We start from the raw sequence: 17,382 nt of genomic DNA on the forward strand, positions 1-17,382 counted from the left end.
GCTCCTTCAATCGGTTGTGGGCGGTTCAGCCCATGTGGATCTGCTCGGCGTCGACCTTCACCAGCTCCTTGCTGGTGACCAGCGTGTTCTTCGCATGCAGGCGCAGCGCGCGCGAGGCCTGCATGTCGATCTGCCCCGCGCGCACCTGCTCGACTTCCTCGGTGATGCGAAAGCTGGAGCGCGTGAGCAGGTGCAGCCTGTCGAGCACCACCTCGCAAGCCCGGCCGACGAAGCGAGACACCAGCACGCTGAAGCGCACTTCTGCGCCCTGGTAGTCCAGCTCGGACACGGTGCACTGGGCGCGCTCGGCAGCGAGCGTCCATTGCGGCGAGCGGGTGGCGACGGCGGTGTCCGATTGAAGCTCGATCGCGCCCGCGCCCTGTATGGCGATGCCGCCCTGTCGCGACTGCAGGCGCAGGTCGCCGTCCACCGCGAGCGTCGCCTGGCTGCTGTCGGCCTGCGCGACGACGGCGATGAGGTAGAGCGCTTCCTCGTGAGGGCCGGCGACCATCACCGTGTCGCCCGGCGCGGGCAGCAGCAGGCAACTGGCGGCGCGGCGGCAGCGCAGCGTGCGGTGGCCGTCCATCGGCGTGACTTCGCAGAAGCCGTCCTCGGCTTCTGCAGCGGTGACCGTGGCCATGACGATGCCGCCTGGTTGCTGCCCAGGTTGCTGTTTCGCGGCCGCCGCCTTGCGCAGCAGCGGCGCGAGTTCGCTTTCGTCGCCAACGTCCGCGGGCACGGCGGGCGCGCCGGAAGTTGTCCTGGATGCCATCGTCATGCGGAGTCCTTCAGGTGGGAGGAGGGGAGGTCTTGCGCGCGCAGCAGCCCGTGCGCGTCGCGGTCGAGGCGCACGGCGCGGTGCGGGCGCTGCCACGCAACGCGCTCGGCCTCGAAGAGCTCGGGGTCGGCATCGAGCACGCCGATGCGGTCGCTCCAGCGCGTGCCCGTCTGCAGGCTGCGGTGCATCTGGGTGCGCTGGAAGAGGGCTTTCTCGAAATTGGCGGCACGCAGGTCGGCGTACGAAAAGTCGGCGTACACCAGCCGGCTGCGCACGAAGAACGCACGCTCGCAGCGTGCGCGGTGGAACACGCACTGCTCGAGCCGCGCGTCGGAAAAGTCGGCGTCGGTGAGCTGCGCATCGATCCACAGTGACTGGTCGAACACGCCCGCGCGGCAATCCGCGCGGCGCATGTCGGCCTGCGGAAACAGCGACTGCGGTGCGTGCACGCGCCGCATGCGGGCACCGTCGAGCGCCGCGCCCTTGAAGTTGCACTGCACGAGCCGGGCGTCGTCGAACACGCAGTCCGACAGCCGCGCGTCGATGAACTGGCAGCGCTCGAACGACTGGCCTGCGAACGACTGGCCGCGCAGGTCGGCCTCCGTGAATATCGCGTTGTCGAAGCTGGCGCCGCGAAAGCTTGCCTGCCTCAGGTCGGAGCGGAAGAACACGCCGGTCGTGAAGGCCGCTTCGCCGAAGTCGGCATTGCCGATGCGGCTGTCGTTGAAGATCGTCCTGGCGACCGATGCGCGCAAGAAGCGCGCGCCGCCGAAGTCGCAGTCGTGGAAGGCGGCCTCCTGCAGTACCGACTCGTCGGCCTGCGCGCCATGCAGGTCGGACTCGGCAACGACAGTGCCTTCCCACCGGGCCGCATGCATGCGCGCGTCGCGCAAACTGCTGCGCAGGAAAGAGGTCTTGCCCAGCTGCGCGCGATCCATCACCGCGCCGTCGAACACGCAGCGCTCGAACACGGAGTCCGCCAGCTGAACGCCCGCCATGTTGGAGCGCGTGAAGCGGCATTCGCTGAACAATCCGCCGGACAGGTCGAGGCCGTCGAGCGCCATTTCGCTGAAGTCCCCTCCCTGCAATGCTTCGCCGCTGCGGACTTTGGCAACCAGCGCCTGCGGGCTCATTCGACGGCGGCGGCCCGGGCGGCCGGCACGGTCTTGGTGTGCACGATGTAGGCGCCGCGCGTCTCGGTGACGTCGTCGATCACGATCTGCGACATGTCGGCGCGAAAGAGGTTGGCTTCGCGCAGGTCGGCCGACAGCAGCCGGGCCTTGTTGAAATTGGCGTTCATGAGGTTGGCGGCGCGCAGCGAAGCTCGGCTCAGGTTGCTGCGGATGAAAAGGCACTCGGGCGTCTGCGCCGCGCTCAGGTCGGCGGCGGTGAGGTTGCACGAGGAAAGGTCGCAGGTGTCGAGGGTCGCACGCACGAAGCGCGCGCCCTCCATCGGAATTTCGCGCAGGCTGCATTGCACGAGCGTGGCTTCTTCGAAGCTGGCACCGCGCAGGCTGCTGTTGCCCGCGAAGCAGGTGGTGCGCAGCAAGGCGCGCGCGAAGACCATGCGGTCGTCGCAGTTCATGTGGGTCCAGGCGCAGGCTTCGAGCTCGGCGCCGGTGAAGTCGAGCCCGGCAACGCGGCAGCCCAGGAAGCCCGTCTTCATGAGTCGCGCGCCGCGGAAGCTGCAGTCTTCGATGGCCACGTCGGAAAGAAAGCCGATGCTGGCCGCATCGACCGCGTCGAAGTTGCAATGCAGCAACTGCGATTCGATGACGTGCAGGTGATGCATGCGGGCCGACGAGAAGTCGCAGCGCACGAACTTCAGTTTCTCGAAGGTCGTGCCTTCGAAGAGGGCTCGCGAGAAGCCGGCCTGCTCGCAATGGATGCCGGCGAGGTTGGTGTCGCGAAACACGGCGCGCTTGAAGTCGCCGGTCGACAGGCGTGCGCGCACCAGCACGGCTTCGCTGAAGTCCGCGCCTTCGCAGCGGGCGCGGCGCAGGTCGGCGCCTTCGAGCAGCGCGCGGCGAAAGCACGCGCCTTGCAGGTCCATGTCCGAGAGGTCGGCGCCCGTCAGGTCCATGCCGGTGAAATCGCGGCTGCCCCGGAGGATCGACAAGACCTTTTCGCGCAGCGCGGCCTGCCGTTCGCTGCTCAGTTCATCGACCGGCGACTGGTGCTGCGCCGAGCCGCGGTACAGCGCGAGCAGGCCGCGCTCGGCGTCCTGCGCCAGCTTGCGCATCGACTCGACCTGCTGCGCGGGCAGCGGTGCGGTGCCGGTCGCGGCGGGAATGCCTTCGAAGCCGCGCAGCAGTCCGGCGCTGTCGACCTGCGGCGGGCCCTTGGGGCGCGTGGCGTCGTGCTCGCGCACCAGCTTGCCGGTGTCGAAGCCGACCTTCATCGATTCCTTGGCGTTGGCATCGGCCTCGCGCTGCAGGCGCTCGCGCTCGACGGCGCCCTGTTCGCGCTGGGCGCGCGCATGGCGGTCGGCCTGGTCGACGAAGTCCGGCAGCTCGCGCAGCGTCGGCATCTTCGTGAAGGGCTCGGGCAGGCGGCGTTCGTTGAAGTGCCGCGCCTTGTGGCCGGCGGCCATCGCCTTCTGCTTCAGGTCTTCGCGGGCCTGCGCGCCGCGCTCGCGCATGTTGCGCACCAGTGCCGAGTCGCCGGTGCCGGGCTGGTCGAGCCAGGGGCCGATGGCTTCGTCGGGCACGAGATCGTCGTCGCGGAACATGTAGAGCGCGCCCTTTTCCGGATCGCAGCGCTGGTGCAGCACGGTGGCGTAGTGGGCCAGGCCGCGCGGCTGGCCGACGGTTTCGAGTGCGGGCATCACGTGCGAGATGTCGGACGCGTCGTCTTCGTCGATGCGCGTTTCGCCATGGAATACCAGCACCACGCGCTCCAGATGCGGAAAGAACCATGCGGTCGTCAGGCGCTGCGGCACTTCTTCTATCTGGCCGGGCAGGCGCTGCCGTGCGATGACGGCCAGGGCGCGCCAGTTCGGCAGCCGGCCTTGCTGGACCGGCGTTCCGGGGTGCATGTTCCAGACCGCGAAGGGCGTGGCCGGCGAGATCTCGGCCGCGTCCTCGAAGCGCTGGTCGGCAGGCGCGGCGTTGAAGAGCTGCCAGTCCATGTCCTCGGCGAAACCCGGGAACAGGTTCTCTCGCCAGTGACCGTCGTACTGCTTGCCGATGAGCCTCAGGCGGCGCGGCCATGCGATGTCGACCGGCCCGAAGCCCGCCGGCTCTGGCCGGTCGCCGGGATGGTGCAGGCGGTGCGCCGGGTCCTCGATGTTCGGCAGGCGCTGCACTTCATGGCCGTTGACAGTCTCCATGCCATGGCCCCGGCCCAGCGGGTTGTCCGCGAAATCGGGGCCGCCGTAGGCGCGCGTCCAGTCGATGCGCATGGCCTCGAAGGGCTGGGGCGGGGACGGGCGTGCGCCGATCCAGAAGCGGTCGCCGAACACCGCGAGGTCTTTTTCAAGATTGCCGACCTGCAGCCGCGCGGCGCAGAGCGTCTTCTCTTCCTGGTGCGCGGTGTAGGCGTAGCCGGTCGCGAGGATCTCGGCGCGAACCTTGGGAATGCCGAGGTCGATGGCCGCGGCCGGCCCCAGCTCTTCGGACAGCGTCTTCCAGAACTCGGGCTCGGGCGTGAGCACCGGCTGGCCGTTCATGGAGACCATGCACAGCGTGGTGACGGCCAGGCGCTGCTCGGCCTGGCGCAGGAATGGACGCGTGATCACGCTCAGCCGCAGCGGCTTGACGGTTTTCATTGGCAGGAAAAGGAATGCTCAGTCGGCACGCGGCAGCTCCAGCGGCGTGCGGGTGCGGTCGATGGCCACCGAGGCCGGGTCGCTCGGGTCGTAGCGCAAGTGGACGATGCGCCCGGGCGCGAGGAACTGCGGCACCAGCGCGTCTTCCACGAAGGTGGGAATCGAGGCCGTGCGCGCCGTGCCAGTGGCATCCGTGTACGCCACGTCGAGCACCAGCGCACAGACCGTCTGGCCGCGCGAGCCGCCGCGCGTCATGTTGTTCGGGTGCATGCGCACATTGCGGACCACGGCTTCAGCGGGCTGACCCGACTGCCCGAGCACCGCCCAGCGCCTGGCCTCGGCCGTGTAGCGGCCGTTCTCCTTGCGCATGTAGCCCACGGCGCCGATGCCGCCGAGCACCACCACGGTCATCACGACACCGAAGAATCCCCAGAGAAGCGTCTCCCACTCCATGCCGGGCGTCACATGACGAGGTGCATGGCCTGCGCATAGGCCGCCATGCCGTCCATGTAGAAGCGGACCGCGGTCCTGCCGACTTCCATGGCCTGGTTGGTGATGTCGATGCCCTTGTTCGCGATCTTGTAGGTCAGGAAGTCGACCTTGAGCACCGCGTACTGCGAGTTGATGCCGTAGAACTGCTGGCGCACGCCCCAGAAGTCGAGCGACATGCCCACCGCGCCGAAGCGGAAACCCGCGCCGCCGGAGCGCGTCAGCCGCCAGTCGCTGCTCTTGGCGTAGTTGTTGGTGTAGCTGACCGAGTTGTTGGTGTAGCTCACCGCCAGGTTGTTGTACGTGTTCGACGTCGTGTTGTAGACGGTGGTGTTGATGACGTGCTGCGTCGTGTTGTGGATGTGGTTGGTGGTGTTGAAGGTCACGTCCGGCGAGGTGTGCACCGTCGGGCCGGTGACGGTGGTGGTCGAGGGGCCGTTGACCAGCACCGTGTTCGATGTGTCGATGGTGTCCTGCCGGCCCGCGCTCACGAACCGCACTTCCTGCCCGTTGATGGTGCCGTGGTAGCCGCCGGTGATGGCGGAGTTGACGCCACCCGTGATGGTGTCCTGCAGGCCGCCGCTGAGCATGCGCGTCTTGCCGCCCGAGATGGTCTGGTTCACGCCGCCGGTCACGGTCTCGGTGAAGCCGCCGGTCACGCTGCGGGTGTCGCCGCCGGTGATGGTTTCCCTGGCCCCGGCGGTGATGTCGCGCGTTTCGCCGTCCTGGTAGGTGGCCGACTCGTGGCCCTTGATGAGCGTGGTGCGGGTGCCGTCGGTGGTGTGGGTCTCGTCGGCCTCCACTTCCACGTCGAGGTTGCGCTCGGCATGCAGCCAGATCTGCTCGGCACCGGTGCGGTCCTCGAAGCGCAACATATTGGCCTGGTTGGCCGCGCCGCCGCTGCTGGAGCGGGTGAGGATGCCGCTGGCCGTGGCGTTGGCGGGCAGTTCCCAGGGCGGCATCTGGTCGCTGTTGTAGACGCGCCCGGTGATGATGGGGCGGTCGGGCTCGCCGCCGATGAAATCGACGATCACTTCCTGGCCCACGCGCGGCATGTGCATGGTGCCGAAGTTGGCGCCGGCCCAACTGCTCGACACGCGCACCCAGCAGGAGCTGTTCTCGTCGGACTGGCCGTAGCGGTCCCAGCGGAATTGCAGCTTGACGCGGCCGAAGCGGTCGGTCCAGATTTCTTCCGGGCCGACCACGGTGGCGGTCTGCGGGCCGTTGGTGCGCGGGCGCGGTGTCTTGCGCGCGGGGCGGTAGGCCACGCTCGAAGGCAGCACGGTGAAGTCGAACTCGCACACCGATTCGCTGCTGCCGCCGCTGGAATACTCAGGCTCCTGCAGGTCGTAGCGGGTCTCGGTGACGAGGTACTCGCGGTTGTCGGCCTCGCGCGGGCAGTGCGTCATCTGGAACAGGTAGCCGGGCGCCATGCCCACGACGTTGGTGTGGCCCCTGGCCAGTTCGTGCGAGCACTGCAGTTCCTGCAGGCGGACCCTGGCATAGGCGTCGCCCTGCTCGTGTTCGCTGTAGCCGCCGGGCCATTCGTACACCTCGTAGGTCGAATGGTCGTGGCCCTTCGGGTCCTGCTGCACGCTCTGCAGCGAGGCGCGCGACTTCCTGAAGTCGAAGTCGTCGAGCATCACGCGGCCCGAGGTGATCTGCTCGGACACGCGCCACTGGTCGATGCAGGGCTCCATCGCGTTGAGCACGCGGTCGCGCGGGCGGTAGGGAATGGTGGCGTGGCCGGGCAGGGGTGTGTAGCCGCCGGCGTCGTCGCACAGCACCAGCAGATGGGTGCCGTTGCCGTGCTCGAAGTGGTACGCGATGCCTTCGTGCTCCATGAGCCGGCTCACGAAGGCGAAGTCGCTCTCCTGGTACTGCACGCAGTTTTCCCACGGGCGGTAGCTGGCCGTGAGGCGCTTCTCGAACTCGAAGCCGTACTTGCCCAGCACTTCGTCGAGCACCTCGGGCACGCTCTTGTTCTGGAAGATGCGGCTGTCGGTGGTGCGCGTGAGGTACCAGAGCCACGGCTGCACCAGCGCACGGTAGACGTAGTGGCGGCCGGTTTCGTTGGCGCGGCCCACCAGCTCGAAGCGCACCACGGTGCCGTTGAGAAAACGCGGGCCGCCGTCGTCGGCCAGCTCCAGCGTGAGCGAGGTGCCCAGCAGCTGCTTGAGCTCGATGTTGAAGCTGGTGCCGACCATGTCCACCTCGAACTCGAAGAGTTGCGAGAGGCCCTCCTGCCCGCGCATTGCGCGGAACTTGAGCTGCTCGGCGCCGAGCACGGTGTGGACTTGGACGGTACGCGGCATTCGGAACTTCCCTGACTCTGCGGGTGTGCACAAATGCAAACCCTTTGTGACCAGTCTAGGAATCCCTCATGTCACATGCATGACGCACAAGCCGCCGATGCGCGCCTGTTTCCCTCTGAAACAGGCGTAGAAAAAGCCATTACATCGAGGCTTCGAGCATCGCCTTGTAGTCGTCTCGCGTGGCCAGGCGCGGGTTGGTCTTGTGGCAGTGGTCGGCCATGGCGCCGTCGATGATCTGCTCGAACATCGCGGGCGTCACGCCCACCTCGGCAAGGCCCTTGGGCAGGCCCAGGCGCGCGTTCATGTCGCGGATGGCGTCGCCGAGGTCGCCGGCCGAATCGAGGTGCATGGCCTGCGCCATGCGCTGCAGGCGTTGCTCCTTGCGCACCGAATCGGCGCCCGCGTTGAAGTGGATCACCGCCGGCAGGAAGAGGGCGTTGAGCGTGCCGTGATGCAGGCGCGGATCGACGCCGCCCAGGCTGTGACTCAGCGAATGCACGCAGCCCAGCCCTTTCTGGAAAGCCATTGCGCCCTGCATCGACGCGCTCATGAGGTTCAGCCGCGCCTCGCGGTCGCTGCCGTCCCTGGTGGCGCGCTCGATGTGGCCCCAGGCGCGCTCCAGCCCGTCGAGGCCGATGCCGTCGGCCGGCGGGTTGAAGGCGGCCGACATGAAGGTCTCCATGCAATGCGCGATGGCGTCCATGCCGGTGGCGGCGGTGAGCTTGGGCGGCAGGCCGAGCGTGAGTTCAGGGTCGCAGATGGCGGCCTTGGGCATCAGGAACCAGCTGTGGAAGCCGAGCTTGCGGTGGTCGTCGACGATGACGATGGCGCCGCGCGCCACCTCGCTGCCCGTGCCGCTGGTGGTGGGCACGGCAATGAGCGGCACCACGCGCTCGGTGATGCGCGGCGAGCCGCCCTCGATGGTCGCGTAGGTCTTGAGCGGGCCTTCGTGCGTGGCCGCGATGGCCACGCCCTTGGCGCAGTCGATGGCCGAGCCGCCGCCCACTGCGATCAGGCCGTCGCAGCGGCCGCTGCGGTACAGCTCGACGGCGGCGCGCACGGCGGCCTCGGTCGGGTTGGAGGGCGTCTGGTCGAACACCGACACTTCCAGGTCCGAGATGGCGTCCAGCGCCTTCTGCAGCACGCCCGCGGCGCGCACGCCGGCGTCGGTCACGATCAGCGGGCGGTTGATGCCGATGCGCGCGCATTCGCTGGACAGCAGCTTGATCGCGCCGAATTCGAACTGGATCTGGGTGAGGTATTGAATGAGTGCCATGGGGGTGGTGATGCGCAGGGCGGTACGATTGCGGACTGTGCAAATCTACCAACAGGGGCATTTCTTGCCCACGCAAGAAACCCTTGCCGCTGTCGCGCACGGCACACCGCACGCAACGGCCGCTTTCCTACAGACATGACGACGATTCCCCCGACGACACAGGCGCAAAAGCAGCAACAGCAACACCCGCTCACCGCCAAGATGGCCAGCGTGGTCGAGCGCATGGCGCGCGCCGGCCACCCCACGCTAGACCAGCTCACGCCCGACGAGGCCAAGGCCTCCTACGAAAAAGGCGCCGGCGTGCTCGAGGTGCCCAAGCCCGAAATCGCGCGCATCGAAGACTTCAGCATCGCGGCGCGCGACGGCCATGCAGTGCCAGCCCGGCTGTATGCGCCGTCGGCCGAGGTGCTGCCGGTGCTGGTGTACTTTCATGGCGGCGGTTTCACCGTGGGCAACATCCGCACGCACGACACGCTGTGCCGCGTGCTGAGCCTGAAGAGCGGCTGCGCGGTGGTGTCGGTCGACTACCGGCTCGCACCCGCGCACAAGTTCCCGACCGCGTCGAACGACGCCTGGGACGCCTTCGAGTTCATTGCCACGCAGGGCGCGAGCCTGGGCCTCGACCCGTCGCGCATGGCCGTGGCCGGCGACAGCGCTGGCGGCACGCTGGCCGCGGTGTGCGCCATCATGGCGCGCGACGCGGGCCTGCCGCTGGCGCTGCAACTGCTGATCTACCCCGGCACCACCGCCCACCAGGACACCGCCTCGCACCAGCGCCACGCGCACGGCCCGCTGCTGACCAAGGCGATGATCGACTTCTTCTTCGCGCAGTACGTCCGCACGCCGGCCGACCGGGACGACTGGCGCTTCGCGCCGCTGCTGGCCGACGACGTCGACGGCGTCGCGCCCGCATGGATCGGGCTGGCTGAGTGCGACGCCGTGGTTGACGAAGGCATCGCCTACGCCGACAAGCTGCGCGCCGCGGGCGTGCCGGTCGACCTGGAAATCTACCGGGGCGTGATACACGAATTCATCAAGATGGGCCGCGCGATCCCGGAAGCGCTGAAGGCGCAGGACGACGCGGCCCGGGCCATCAAGGAAGCACTGCAACCATGAGCGAGACAGCCACAAGACGCGAGAATTTCCGTTTCTTCCACCGCCTGCGCGTGCGCTGGGCGGAAGTCGACATGCAGAAGATCGTGTTCAACGCGCACTACCTGATGTACTTCGACACCGCCATCTCCGACTACTGGCGTGCGCTGGCGCTGCCGTACGAAGAGTCCATGCACTCGCTGGCCGGCGACCTGTACGTGCGCAAGGCGACGATCGACTTCCGCGGCTCTGCGCGCATGGACGACATGCTCGACGTGGGCATGCGCTGTGCGCGCATCGGCAATTCGTCGATGGTGTTCGAGGGCGGGCTGTTCCGGCAGGACCAGTTCCTGGTCGGCTGCGAGCTGGTCTATGTGTTCGCGGACCCGGCCACGCAAACCTCCAAGCCGGTGCCCGAGAAGCTGCGCAGCCTGCTGACCGGCTACGAGGCAGGCGAGCCGATGCGCACCGTGGAAACCGGCGACTGGGCCACGCTGGGCGAATCGGCCGGTGCCCTGCGGCGCGCGGTGTTCGTCGAGGAACAGAACATTCCCGAATCGCTGGAGTGGGACGAACACGACGCGACGGTGCTGCACGCGGTGGCGCGCAACCGGCTGGGGCAGGTCATCGCCACGGGCCGGCTGCTGCACGCGGAAGACGGTGTCTCGCACATCGGCCGCATGGCGGTCCACCGCAACCTGCGCAGCGGCGGACACGGCGCGGCCGTGATGCAGGTGCTCGAAGATGCGGCCCGCGCGCGCGGCGATCGGGTGGTGGCGCTGAATGCACAACGCAGCGCCGAGCGCTTCTATGCGCGGCGCGGCTATGTGGCGCACGGCGAGGTCTTCGAGGAAGCCGGCATTCCGCACATCGAGATGCGTCGCGCGCTGCGCTGAGCGGCGCGCGGCCCATTGCTTTCAGTAGCGCGGCGGCGGGTCGGGCACGTAGCCGTTGTCGGACCCCGGGAACGCCGAGGGCCCGGCCGGACGCGGCCACTGCCGCGGCTGCAGGATCACGCCGGCGGCAATGAGGTTTTCACGGCTGTCGTAGCGGATGCGGATCACCTCGTCGGGCGACGACTGCGCGCGCTCGAAGGTCGTCTTGCCGACGTAGGAAGTCTCGCGGCGGCCGTGGGCGGTGCCCAGGCTCGGGCTCGGCGCAGACTGGCGGGCCATGCTGCCGGCCGGGGCCTCGGCTGAAGCCGCAACGTCCGCGCTCGGGGCCGGCGCGGCCTTGGCCAAGGAAGAATCGCTGCGCCGCTCGCGCTCCCCGTATTCGTCGCGGCGCGGGGAAGGCATGACGGGCGGCGGCGGCGGCTCCGGCATGCGCTCGCGGAACAGGGCGACGCCGATCACGCCAACGTCGTCGGGGCGGCCGGTGCGGCTGGCGTAGGAGTTGCCGGCCGCAGCGAACTGGAACGCCGCGATCTGCGAGTCGCTCTTGCGCCAGCCCGCGATGTCGCTGCGCTCGCGCGGGCCGAAGACATAGCCGTTCTGACCCACGCTCGCGGTCTCGCCGGTGACGACGTTCACGCCGTCGACCGACATCACGGCCATGATGCGTTCACCCATTGCATTGCGCACCCGGATGGCGTAGCGCGCGCCGGGGCGGCCGGCCACCCAGTACTCGCCGCGATGGCGGTAGACCGTCAGCTCGGCGCCGGTGCTGCGGTCGACCAAGCCGACCTGCATCAGCGAGCCGACGAGGGTGGGCGGGATCGGAATGTAGGGCCGCTCCTGGCTGTGTGCGCCGCTCGCGAAAGCAGCCATGGCACCCAGGGCCAGGGCGGTGGAGAAAAGTCTGCGCTGCATGGTGTCTTCCTTGCCGGGAGTTGATCGGTGCAGGCTTCTACGGCGCAGCTTCGAAAACGGGGTTGGACGACGCGCAAAAAAAATGGCGCTGCCTGTTCGACAGCGCCAAACGCCCCTTCGCGGGGCGTTGGGGGTCCGAAAGATCAGATGTCTTCGAGCAGGGGGTAGGGCAGCGGCTCGACCGTGAGCGCGGGCCCGTCGGCCGCGCCGGCACGCAGGCCACGGGCTTCCAGCGCGGCGATCTGCATCGACACCAGCGCCGCCCAGCCGCCGCCCGGCGCGGGCGCGGCCTGTGCCACGGTGCCCACGGGCTGCTCGGCGTCGTTGGCCGCGAACACTTCCTGGCCGACGCTCACCGGCGCATCTGCCTGCACGAGGTAGGTGCGCCGCTTGAGCGTGCCGCGAAACTGGCTGCGCGCCACCACCTCCTGGCCGGGGTAGCAGCCCTTCTTGAAGTTGACGCCGCCGACCGACTCGTAATTGATCATCTGCGGCACGAAGGCGTCGATGACCGGGGTGGTCAGGGTCACGATGCCGCTGCGCACCTCGCTCCACTGCCACAGGCTGTCGTCGAGCGCCGGGCCCACCGGGGCGGGATGGCCGGCCGGGGCGATCCACAGCGCGCGCGGCACGCCATCGGCCGGATAGAGCGAGACGACGCTCACATCGTCGCCCACGGCAATGCGCTTGCCGGGGGGCAGCGCGGCGTCGATGCCGTTGTCCGCCAGCGCGGTGCCGGCCAGGCCGTAGAGCGCGAATTGATCGGTGGCGTCGGTCAGCTTGACCTTGGCGCGCAGCACGAACATCGACAGGCGCTTGAGGGTGGCGGCCAGGATGTCGCGGCTGCACACCAGCAGGATCAGCTCCGGTTGCGGCTTGATGCCGATGAAACTTGCGATCACACGGCCCTTGGCGGTGCACAGGGCGGCCAGCCGGGCGTCGCCGGAGCCGAGCAGCGAGAAGTCCTGTGTCAGCTGGCCGTGCAGGAAGCTGGCGGCGTCGGGGCCCTCGGCGCGGATCACGCCGAGGTGGCCGGCGGGGGAAAGGGCGGTCACGCCATTGAGAACGACAGTGGTCATCGCTGAATTATCATGGCCGGGCCTGTTCCTTCGGAGCGGCAGGGGTTCCCGCCCTGCGGCTCGCGGGACCACCTCTTTTTCTTCTTTCTTCCGTCTTCCCCCATATCGGATCCGTGCGCAGCTTCTTCCTCACGCTCTTCCTGCTCGCCGCCCTGGCCGTGCTCGCGCTCGGTGGGGCCGGTCTCTGGTGGGTGCACCAGCCGCTCAAGCTGCCCGCACCCAGTGTCGACCTGTCGGTCGAGCCCGGCACCACGCCGCGCGGCATCGCCCAGGCGGTGGCCGACACCGGCGTCGATGTGCAGCCGCAGCTGCTCTACCTCTGGTTCCGCGTGTCGGGACAAGACCGCCAGATGCGCGCCGGCAGCTACGAGCTGGAGCGCGGCGTCACGCCCAAGCTGCTGCTCAACATCCTGGTGCGGGGCGAGGAAGCCACGCGCAGCCTGGTGCTGGTCGAGGGCTGGAACATCCGGCAGGTGCGTGCCGCCCTGGCCAAGGCCGACCAATTGAAGCCCGAGAGCGTCGGCCTGACCGACGAGGCGCTCATGGCCAGGCTCGGCAAGCCCGGCCTGCACCCCGAGGGGCGCTTCTTTCCGGACACCTACACCTACTCGAAGGGCTCGACCGACATCGCCCTGCTGCAGCGCGCGATGCGGGCCATGGACAAGAAGCTGGAAGCCGCCTGGGCCGCCCGCGCCTCCGACCTGCCGCTCAAGTCGGCTGACGAGGCTTTGATTCTGGCCAGCATTGTCGAAAAGGAGACAGGCAAGGCCAACGATCGCGCCGAGATCGCGGCGGTCTTCACCAACCGGCTGCGCATCGGCATGCCGCTGCAGACCGATCCGACCGTCATCTACGGCATGGGCACCGCCTTCGACGGCAACCTGCGCAAGAAAGACCTGCAGACCGACACGCCCTGGAACACCTACACCCGCGGCGGCCTGCCGCCCACGCCGATCTCGATGCCGGGCAAGGCCGCGCTGCTGGCTGCGGTGCAGCCGGCGCAAAGCAAATCGCTGTATTTCGTCTCGCGCGGCGACGGCACCAGCCAGTTCAGCAGTTCGCTCGACGACCACAACCGCGCGGTCAATCGCTACCAGCGCGGGGGCGGCGACCCCAAACCCAAGGCAAACCAATGAGCGACCAAGGTCTGTTTCTGACGCTGGAAGGCATCGACGGCGCTGGCAAGTCGAGCCACCTTGACGCGCTGGAAGCGCTGTTCAAGGCCCAGGGCCGCGTGGTCGTGCGCACGCGCGAGCCCGGCGGCACGCCGCTGGCCGAAACGCTGCGCGGGCTGATCCTGGAGCAGCCGATGGACCCGCTGACGGAGTCGCTGCTGGTGTTCGCGGCGCGCCGCGACCATGTCGCGCAGGTCATCGAGCCGGCGCTGGCGCGCGGCGACGTCGTGCTGTGCGACCGCTTCACCGATGCCACCTTCGCCTACCAGGGCGCGGGCCGCGGCTTCGACGCGGCCGTGCTGTCGACGCTCGAACAATGGGTGCAGGCGGGGAGGGCGGCGCTGCCCGCGTCCACGCTGCTGCAGCCGCAGGTCACGCTGTGGTTCGACCTGGCTCCCGAAATTGCCGCGCAGCGGCTGGCCGGGGCGCGCGTGCCGGACAAGTTCGAAGCCCAGCCGGTCGAATTCTTCCGCCGCGTGGCCCAGGGCTACGCGGACCGTGCCGCCGCCGATGCCAAGCGCTTCGTGCGCATCGACGCCAGCCAGGCGCGCGACCAGGTCTGGCAGCAGGTCGAAACCGCACTGCTGGCGCGCGGCGTTCTGCTGCCGCTGGGCGGAACCGCACGATGAGTACGCAGATGCTGTCTCCCTGGCTCGGCCGGCCGCTGGCCGAGTTGCTGCGCCAGCGCGGCCATGCGTGGCTGCTGCAGGGCCCGTCCGGCATCGGCCAGTACGAACTGGCCCTGGCGCTGGCTTCCGCCTGGCTGTGCGAGCAGCCGACGGACGAAGGCACCGCCTGCGGCCGCTGCGCGAGCTGCCATGCCATCGAGGTGCGCACCCATGCCGACTTGTGCGTGCTGATGCCCGAAGTCGCGATGCAGGAGCTCGGCTGGCCGCTCGACGAAAAAGCCCAGTCCGACATCGACGACAAGAAGCGCAAGGCCAGCCGCGAGATTCGCGTCGAGGCGATGCGCGACGCGGTCGGTTTTGCCCAGCGCACCAGCGCGCGGGGCCGCGGCAAGGTGGTGCTGGTGTACCCGGCCGAGCGCATGAACAACATCACCGCCAACGCGCTGCTGAAGACGCTCGAGGAGCCCGTGGGCGACGTGCGCTTCGTGCTCGCCAGCGAAGCAGCGTGGCAGCTGCTGCCGACCATCCGCAGCCGCTGCCTGGGTTTCACGTTGCCGTGGCCGGAAACCGCGGAGGCCGAAGCGTGGCTGGCGGCGCAGGGCGTGCCCGCCGCCGATGCCGCGGCGTTGCTGCGCGCGGCCGGCGGCCGGCCCAGCGATGCCTTGAAGCTGGCCCGCTCCGGCCAGTCGCCCAAGGCCTGGTCGCTGCTGCCCAAGGCCATGACGCGCGGCGACGTGGGCGCGCTGGCCGACCACGCGCCGGCCCAGGCCGTGGGCGCGCTGCAGAAGCTCTGCCACGACCTGATGGCGGTCGGCAACGGTGCCGAACCCCGGTTTTTCGACGCGGCCGACCTGCCGGCGGCGCCTTCGCGGCTGGCGCTGGCGCGCTGGTCGAAGTCCCTGGCCAGTGCCGCAAGGACCGCGGAACATCCGTTCAACGCGGGCCTCATGCTCGAAGCGCTTGTGAGCGAAGCGCGAACGACCCTAAACTCTGCCGCTCGTCGAACATGAACCAACCCGCCGCCTCCGCTGCGCCCGCAGCAGCCCCATCACCGGCCCGGCCGAGCGTCATCCAGCTCGCCATCAAGGAGAAGGGCGCGCTGTATGCGGCCTACATCCCGCTGTTCGCGGAGGGCGGCATCTTCATTCCGACCTCGCGCGAATACCGGCTGGGCGACGACGTCTACGTGCTGCTGACGCTGCCCGAAGACCCGCAGCGCTACCCCGTCGCGGGCAAGGTGGCCTGGATCACGCCGCCGCGTGCCGCCGGCAACCGTGCTCCGGGCGTGGGCATCCGTTTTCCTTCCGACGAGAAGTCGCGCCAGCTCAAGGCACGCATCGAAGCGGCGCTGGGTGGCTCCATGGCCTCCGACCGTCCGACACAAACCATTTGAGTTCCCCGCCGTCCTCGTGACGCGGAACTCCGTACACGGCACCGTCTCCCACAACCCGGGCCGGTGCCGCGCACCTTCCTATTTCCGATGTTCACAGACTCCCACTGCCACCTCACCTTTCCCGAATTCGCGGACCAGATGCCGCAGATCCGCGCAGCCATGGCCGCCGCGCAGGTCGACCGGGCCCTGTGCATCTGCACCAAGCTCGAGGAATTCGACGACGTCCAGGCCCTGGCGGCCAGCTACGACAACTTCTGGGCCAGCGTGGGCGTGCACCCCGACAACGAGGACATCGCCGAGCCCACGGTCGAAGACCTGGTGCGCCTGTCGGCCCGCCCGCGCGTGGTGGCCATCGGTGAAACCGGCCTCGACTACTACCAGATGGAAGAGCGCAAGGGCGGCCGCAGCATTTCCGACATGGAATGGCAGCGCGACCGCTTCCGTGTGCACATCCGTGCCGCGCAGCAAACGCGCAAGCCGCTGGTGATCCACACGCGCGAAGCCTCGGCCGACACGCTGGCGATCCTCAAGGAGGAGGGCGAGGATGGCGCCGGCAAGGCGGCCGGCGGCGTTTTCCATTGCTTCACCGAGACCGCCGAAGTGGCGCGCGCCGCGCTCGACCTGGGTTTCTACATCTCGTTTTCCGGCATCCTGACCTTCAAGAAGGCGCAGGACCTGCGCGACGTGGCAGCCTTCGTGCCGCTCGACCGCATGCTGATAGAGACCGACAGCCCCTACCTGGCGCCGGTGCCGTACCGGGGCAAGACCAACAACCCGTCGTACGTGCCCTACGTGGCGCAGCAGATCGCCGAGCTGCGCAAGCTGCCGGTGGAAGCCGTCGCCAAGGCCACGAGCGACAACTTCGAAACATTGTTCAGGGAAGTCAAATCATGAAAAACTACTTCAAGAAATCGATTTATCTCATTGTCATTGCTGCATCTTTTGCGGCACATGCAGGTTCTTTCGAAGACTTCTTCCGGGCCGTGCGCGGCGACAACGCCAGCGGCGTGCGCAATCTGCTTCAGCGCGGTTTCGACCCGAACACGCTGGACGAGCATGGACAGACGGGCCTGCTGATCGCTCTGCGCGAGCCTTCGCCGAAGGTCATCAAGGTGCTGATCGACGCGCCGCAGACCAACGTCGACATCGCCAGCCCCAAGGACGAAACCCCGCTGATGCTGGCCGCGATCAAGGGCCAGCAGGACGTGGTGGCGCAACTGCTCAAGCGCGACGCAGCCGTCAACAAGACCGGCTGGACGCCGCTGCACTACGCGGCCAGCAGCGGCCAGATCGCCATCATGAAGCTGCTGCTCGAGAACTACGCGTTCATCGACGCACAGTCGCCCAATGGCACCACGCCGCTGATGATGGCGGCCATGTACGGCTCCAACGACGCCGTGAAGCTGCTGCTGGACGAGGGCGCGGACATCACCATGAAGAACCAGCTGGGCATGACGGCGGTCGACTTCGCGAACAAGGCGAGCCGCTCGGAGGCCGCTTCGATGATCACCGCGGCAGCCAGCGCCCGAGCCAATGCACCCAAGGCCGTGCCGAAGGACGGCAAGTGGTGAGCGGC

At 68.5% G+C, this 17,382-nt stretch carries 16 protein-coding genes; 8 read left to right on the forward strand and 8 right to left on the reverse strand.

The genetic code is table 11. The annotated features are described in order from the left end of the window. Positions 1-25 precede the first annotated feature (25 nt). The 6 genes from AC1RVW_RS00520 to gbd all read right to left on the reverse strand — a co-directional run bounded on the left by AC1RVW_RS00520 (position 26) and on the right by gbd (position 8,627). Complete coding sequence (locus AC1RVW_RS00520; protein WP_493197354.1) at positions 26-778, reverse strand: DUF3540 domain-containing protein; 753 nt, start codon at positions 776-778, stop codon at positions 26-28. Then, complete coding sequence (locus AC1RVW_RS00525) at positions 775-1,911, reverse strand: pentapeptide repeat-containing protein (RefSeq protein WP_493197356.1); 1,137 nt, start codon at positions 1,909-1,911, stop codon at positions 775-777. Before AC1RVW_RS00525 ends, AC1RVW_RS00520 begins: the two co-directional genes overlap by 4 nt. Then, positions 1,908-4,547 carry a DUF2169 family type VI secretion system accessory protein gene (locus AC1RVW_RS00530; RefSeq protein ID WP_493197358.1) on the reverse strand — a complete coding sequence of 880 codons (2,640 nt, stop codon included), beginning with the start codon at positions 4,545-4,547 and terminating at the stop codon, positions 1,908-1,910. The genes AC1RVW_RS00525 and AC1RVW_RS00530 overlap by 4 nt, the downstream gene beginning before the upstream one ends. Before the next feature lie 18 nt (positions 4,548-4,565). Beyond that, positions 4,566-5,000 carry a hypothetical protein gene (locus tag AC1RVW_RS00535; protein WP_493197360.1) on the reverse strand — a complete coding sequence of 145 codons (435 nt, stop codon included), beginning with the start codon at positions 4,998-5,000 and terminating at the stop codon, positions 4,566-4,568. Between the two features lie 8 nt (positions 5,001-5,008). After that, positions 5,009-7,351: a type VI secretion system Vgr family protein gene (locus tag AC1RVW_RS00540; protein ID WP_493197362.1), complete on the reverse strand. Its 2,343-nt coding sequence runs from the start codon at positions 7,349-7,351 to the stop codon at positions 5,009-5,011. Positions 7,352-7,490: 139 nt separating this feature from the next. Then, positions 7,491-8,627 (reverse strand): 4-hydroxybutyrate dehydrogenase, encoded by a 1,137-nt coding sequence (gbd, locus tag AC1RVW_RS00545; protein ID WP_106934487.1) that lies wholly within the window; start codon positions 8,625-8,627, stop codon positions 7,491-7,493. Positions 8,628-8,762: 135 nt separating this feature from the next. Between gbd and AC1RVW_RS00550 the strand changes: the two genes are divergently transcribed. Both AC1RVW_RS00550 and AC1RVW_RS00555 read left to right on the forward strand, forming a co-directional pair. Next, positions 8,763-9,743, forward strand: coding sequence for an alpha/beta hydrolase (locus AC1RVW_RS00550; protein WP_493197364.1), 981 nt, complete (start codon positions 8,763-8,765; stop codon positions 9,741-9,743). Further along, positions 9,740-10,615: a YbgC/FadM family acyl-CoA thioesterase gene (locus AC1RVW_RS00555; RefSeq protein ID WP_493197366.1), complete on the forward strand. Its 876-nt coding sequence runs from the start codon at positions 9,740-9,742 to the stop codon at positions 10,613-10,615. Before AC1RVW_RS00550 ends, AC1RVW_RS00555 begins: the two co-directional genes overlap by 4 nt. Positions 10,616-10,636: 21 nt before the next feature. Here AC1RVW_RS00555 and AC1RVW_RS00560 read toward each other — a convergent pair whose 3' ends face one another. Then, on the reverse strand, positions 10,637-11,530 hold the full coding sequence (locus AC1RVW_RS00560; RefSeq protein ID WP_493197368.1) for a hypothetical protein: 894 nt from the start codon (positions 11,528-11,530) through the stop codon (positions 10,637-10,639). A gap of 143 nt (positions 11,531-11,673) precedes the next feature. Further along, positions 11,674-12,609 carry a CAF17-like 4Fe-4S cluster assembly/insertion protein YgfZ gene (gene ygfZ / locus AC1RVW_RS00565; RefSeq protein ID WP_493197370.1) on the reverse strand — a complete coding sequence of 312 codons (936 nt, stop codon included), beginning with the start codon at positions 12,607-12,609 and terminating at the stop codon, positions 11,674-11,676. A 113-nt stretch (positions 12,610-12,722) separates the two neighbouring features. Between ygfZ and mltG the strand changes: the two genes are divergently transcribed. The 6 genes from mltG (at position 12,723) to AC1RVW_RS00595 (ending at position 17,377) form a co-directional block, all read left to right on the forward strand. Next, entirely contained in the window at positions 12,723-13,745 is a 1,023-nt protein-coding gene (mltG, locus tag AC1RVW_RS00570) for an endolytic transglycosylase MltG (RefSeq protein WP_081269529.1), read from the forward strand. Further along, positions 13,742-14,413, forward strand: a complete 672-nt coding sequence (gene tmk / locus AC1RVW_RS00575) for a dTMP kinase (protein WP_493197372.1) — start codon at positions 13,742-13,744, stop codon at positions 14,411-14,413. The genes mltG and tmk overlap by 4 nt, the downstream gene beginning before the upstream one ends. Beyond that, on the forward strand, positions 14,410-15,423 hold the full coding sequence (locus AC1RVW_RS00580; protein ID WP_493197374.1) for a DNA polymerase III delta subunit-related protein: 1,014 nt from the start codon (positions 14,410-14,412) through the stop codon (positions 15,421-15,423). The genes tmk and AC1RVW_RS00580 overlap by 4 nt, the downstream gene beginning before the upstream one ends. Further along, positions 15,420-15,806 carry a PilZ domain-containing protein gene (locus tag AC1RVW_RS00585; RefSeq protein WP_081269532.1) on the forward strand — a complete coding sequence of 129 codons (387 nt, stop codon included), beginning with the start codon at positions 15,420-15,422 and terminating at the stop codon, positions 15,804-15,806. The genes AC1RVW_RS00580 and AC1RVW_RS00585 overlap by 4 nt, the downstream gene beginning before the upstream one ends. A gap of 87 nt (positions 15,807-15,893) precedes the next feature. Continuing rightward, positions 15,894-16,700: a TatD family hydrolase gene (locus AC1RVW_RS00590; protein WP_237674258.1), complete on the forward strand. Its 807-nt coding sequence runs from the start codon at positions 15,894-15,896 to the stop codon at positions 16,698-16,700. After that, a complete protein-coding gene (locus AC1RVW_RS00595; protein ID WP_106934495.1) occupies positions 16,697-17,377 on the forward strand; it encodes an ankyrin repeat domain-containing protein in 681 nt (226 codons plus the stop codon). Before AC1RVW_RS00590 ends, AC1RVW_RS00595 begins: the two co-directional genes overlap by 4 nt. The last annotated feature ends 5 nt before the right edge of the window (positions 17,378-17,382 follow it).

The sequence above is a fragment of the Variovorax sp. MPBD4-3 genome, from assembly GCF_058809745.1.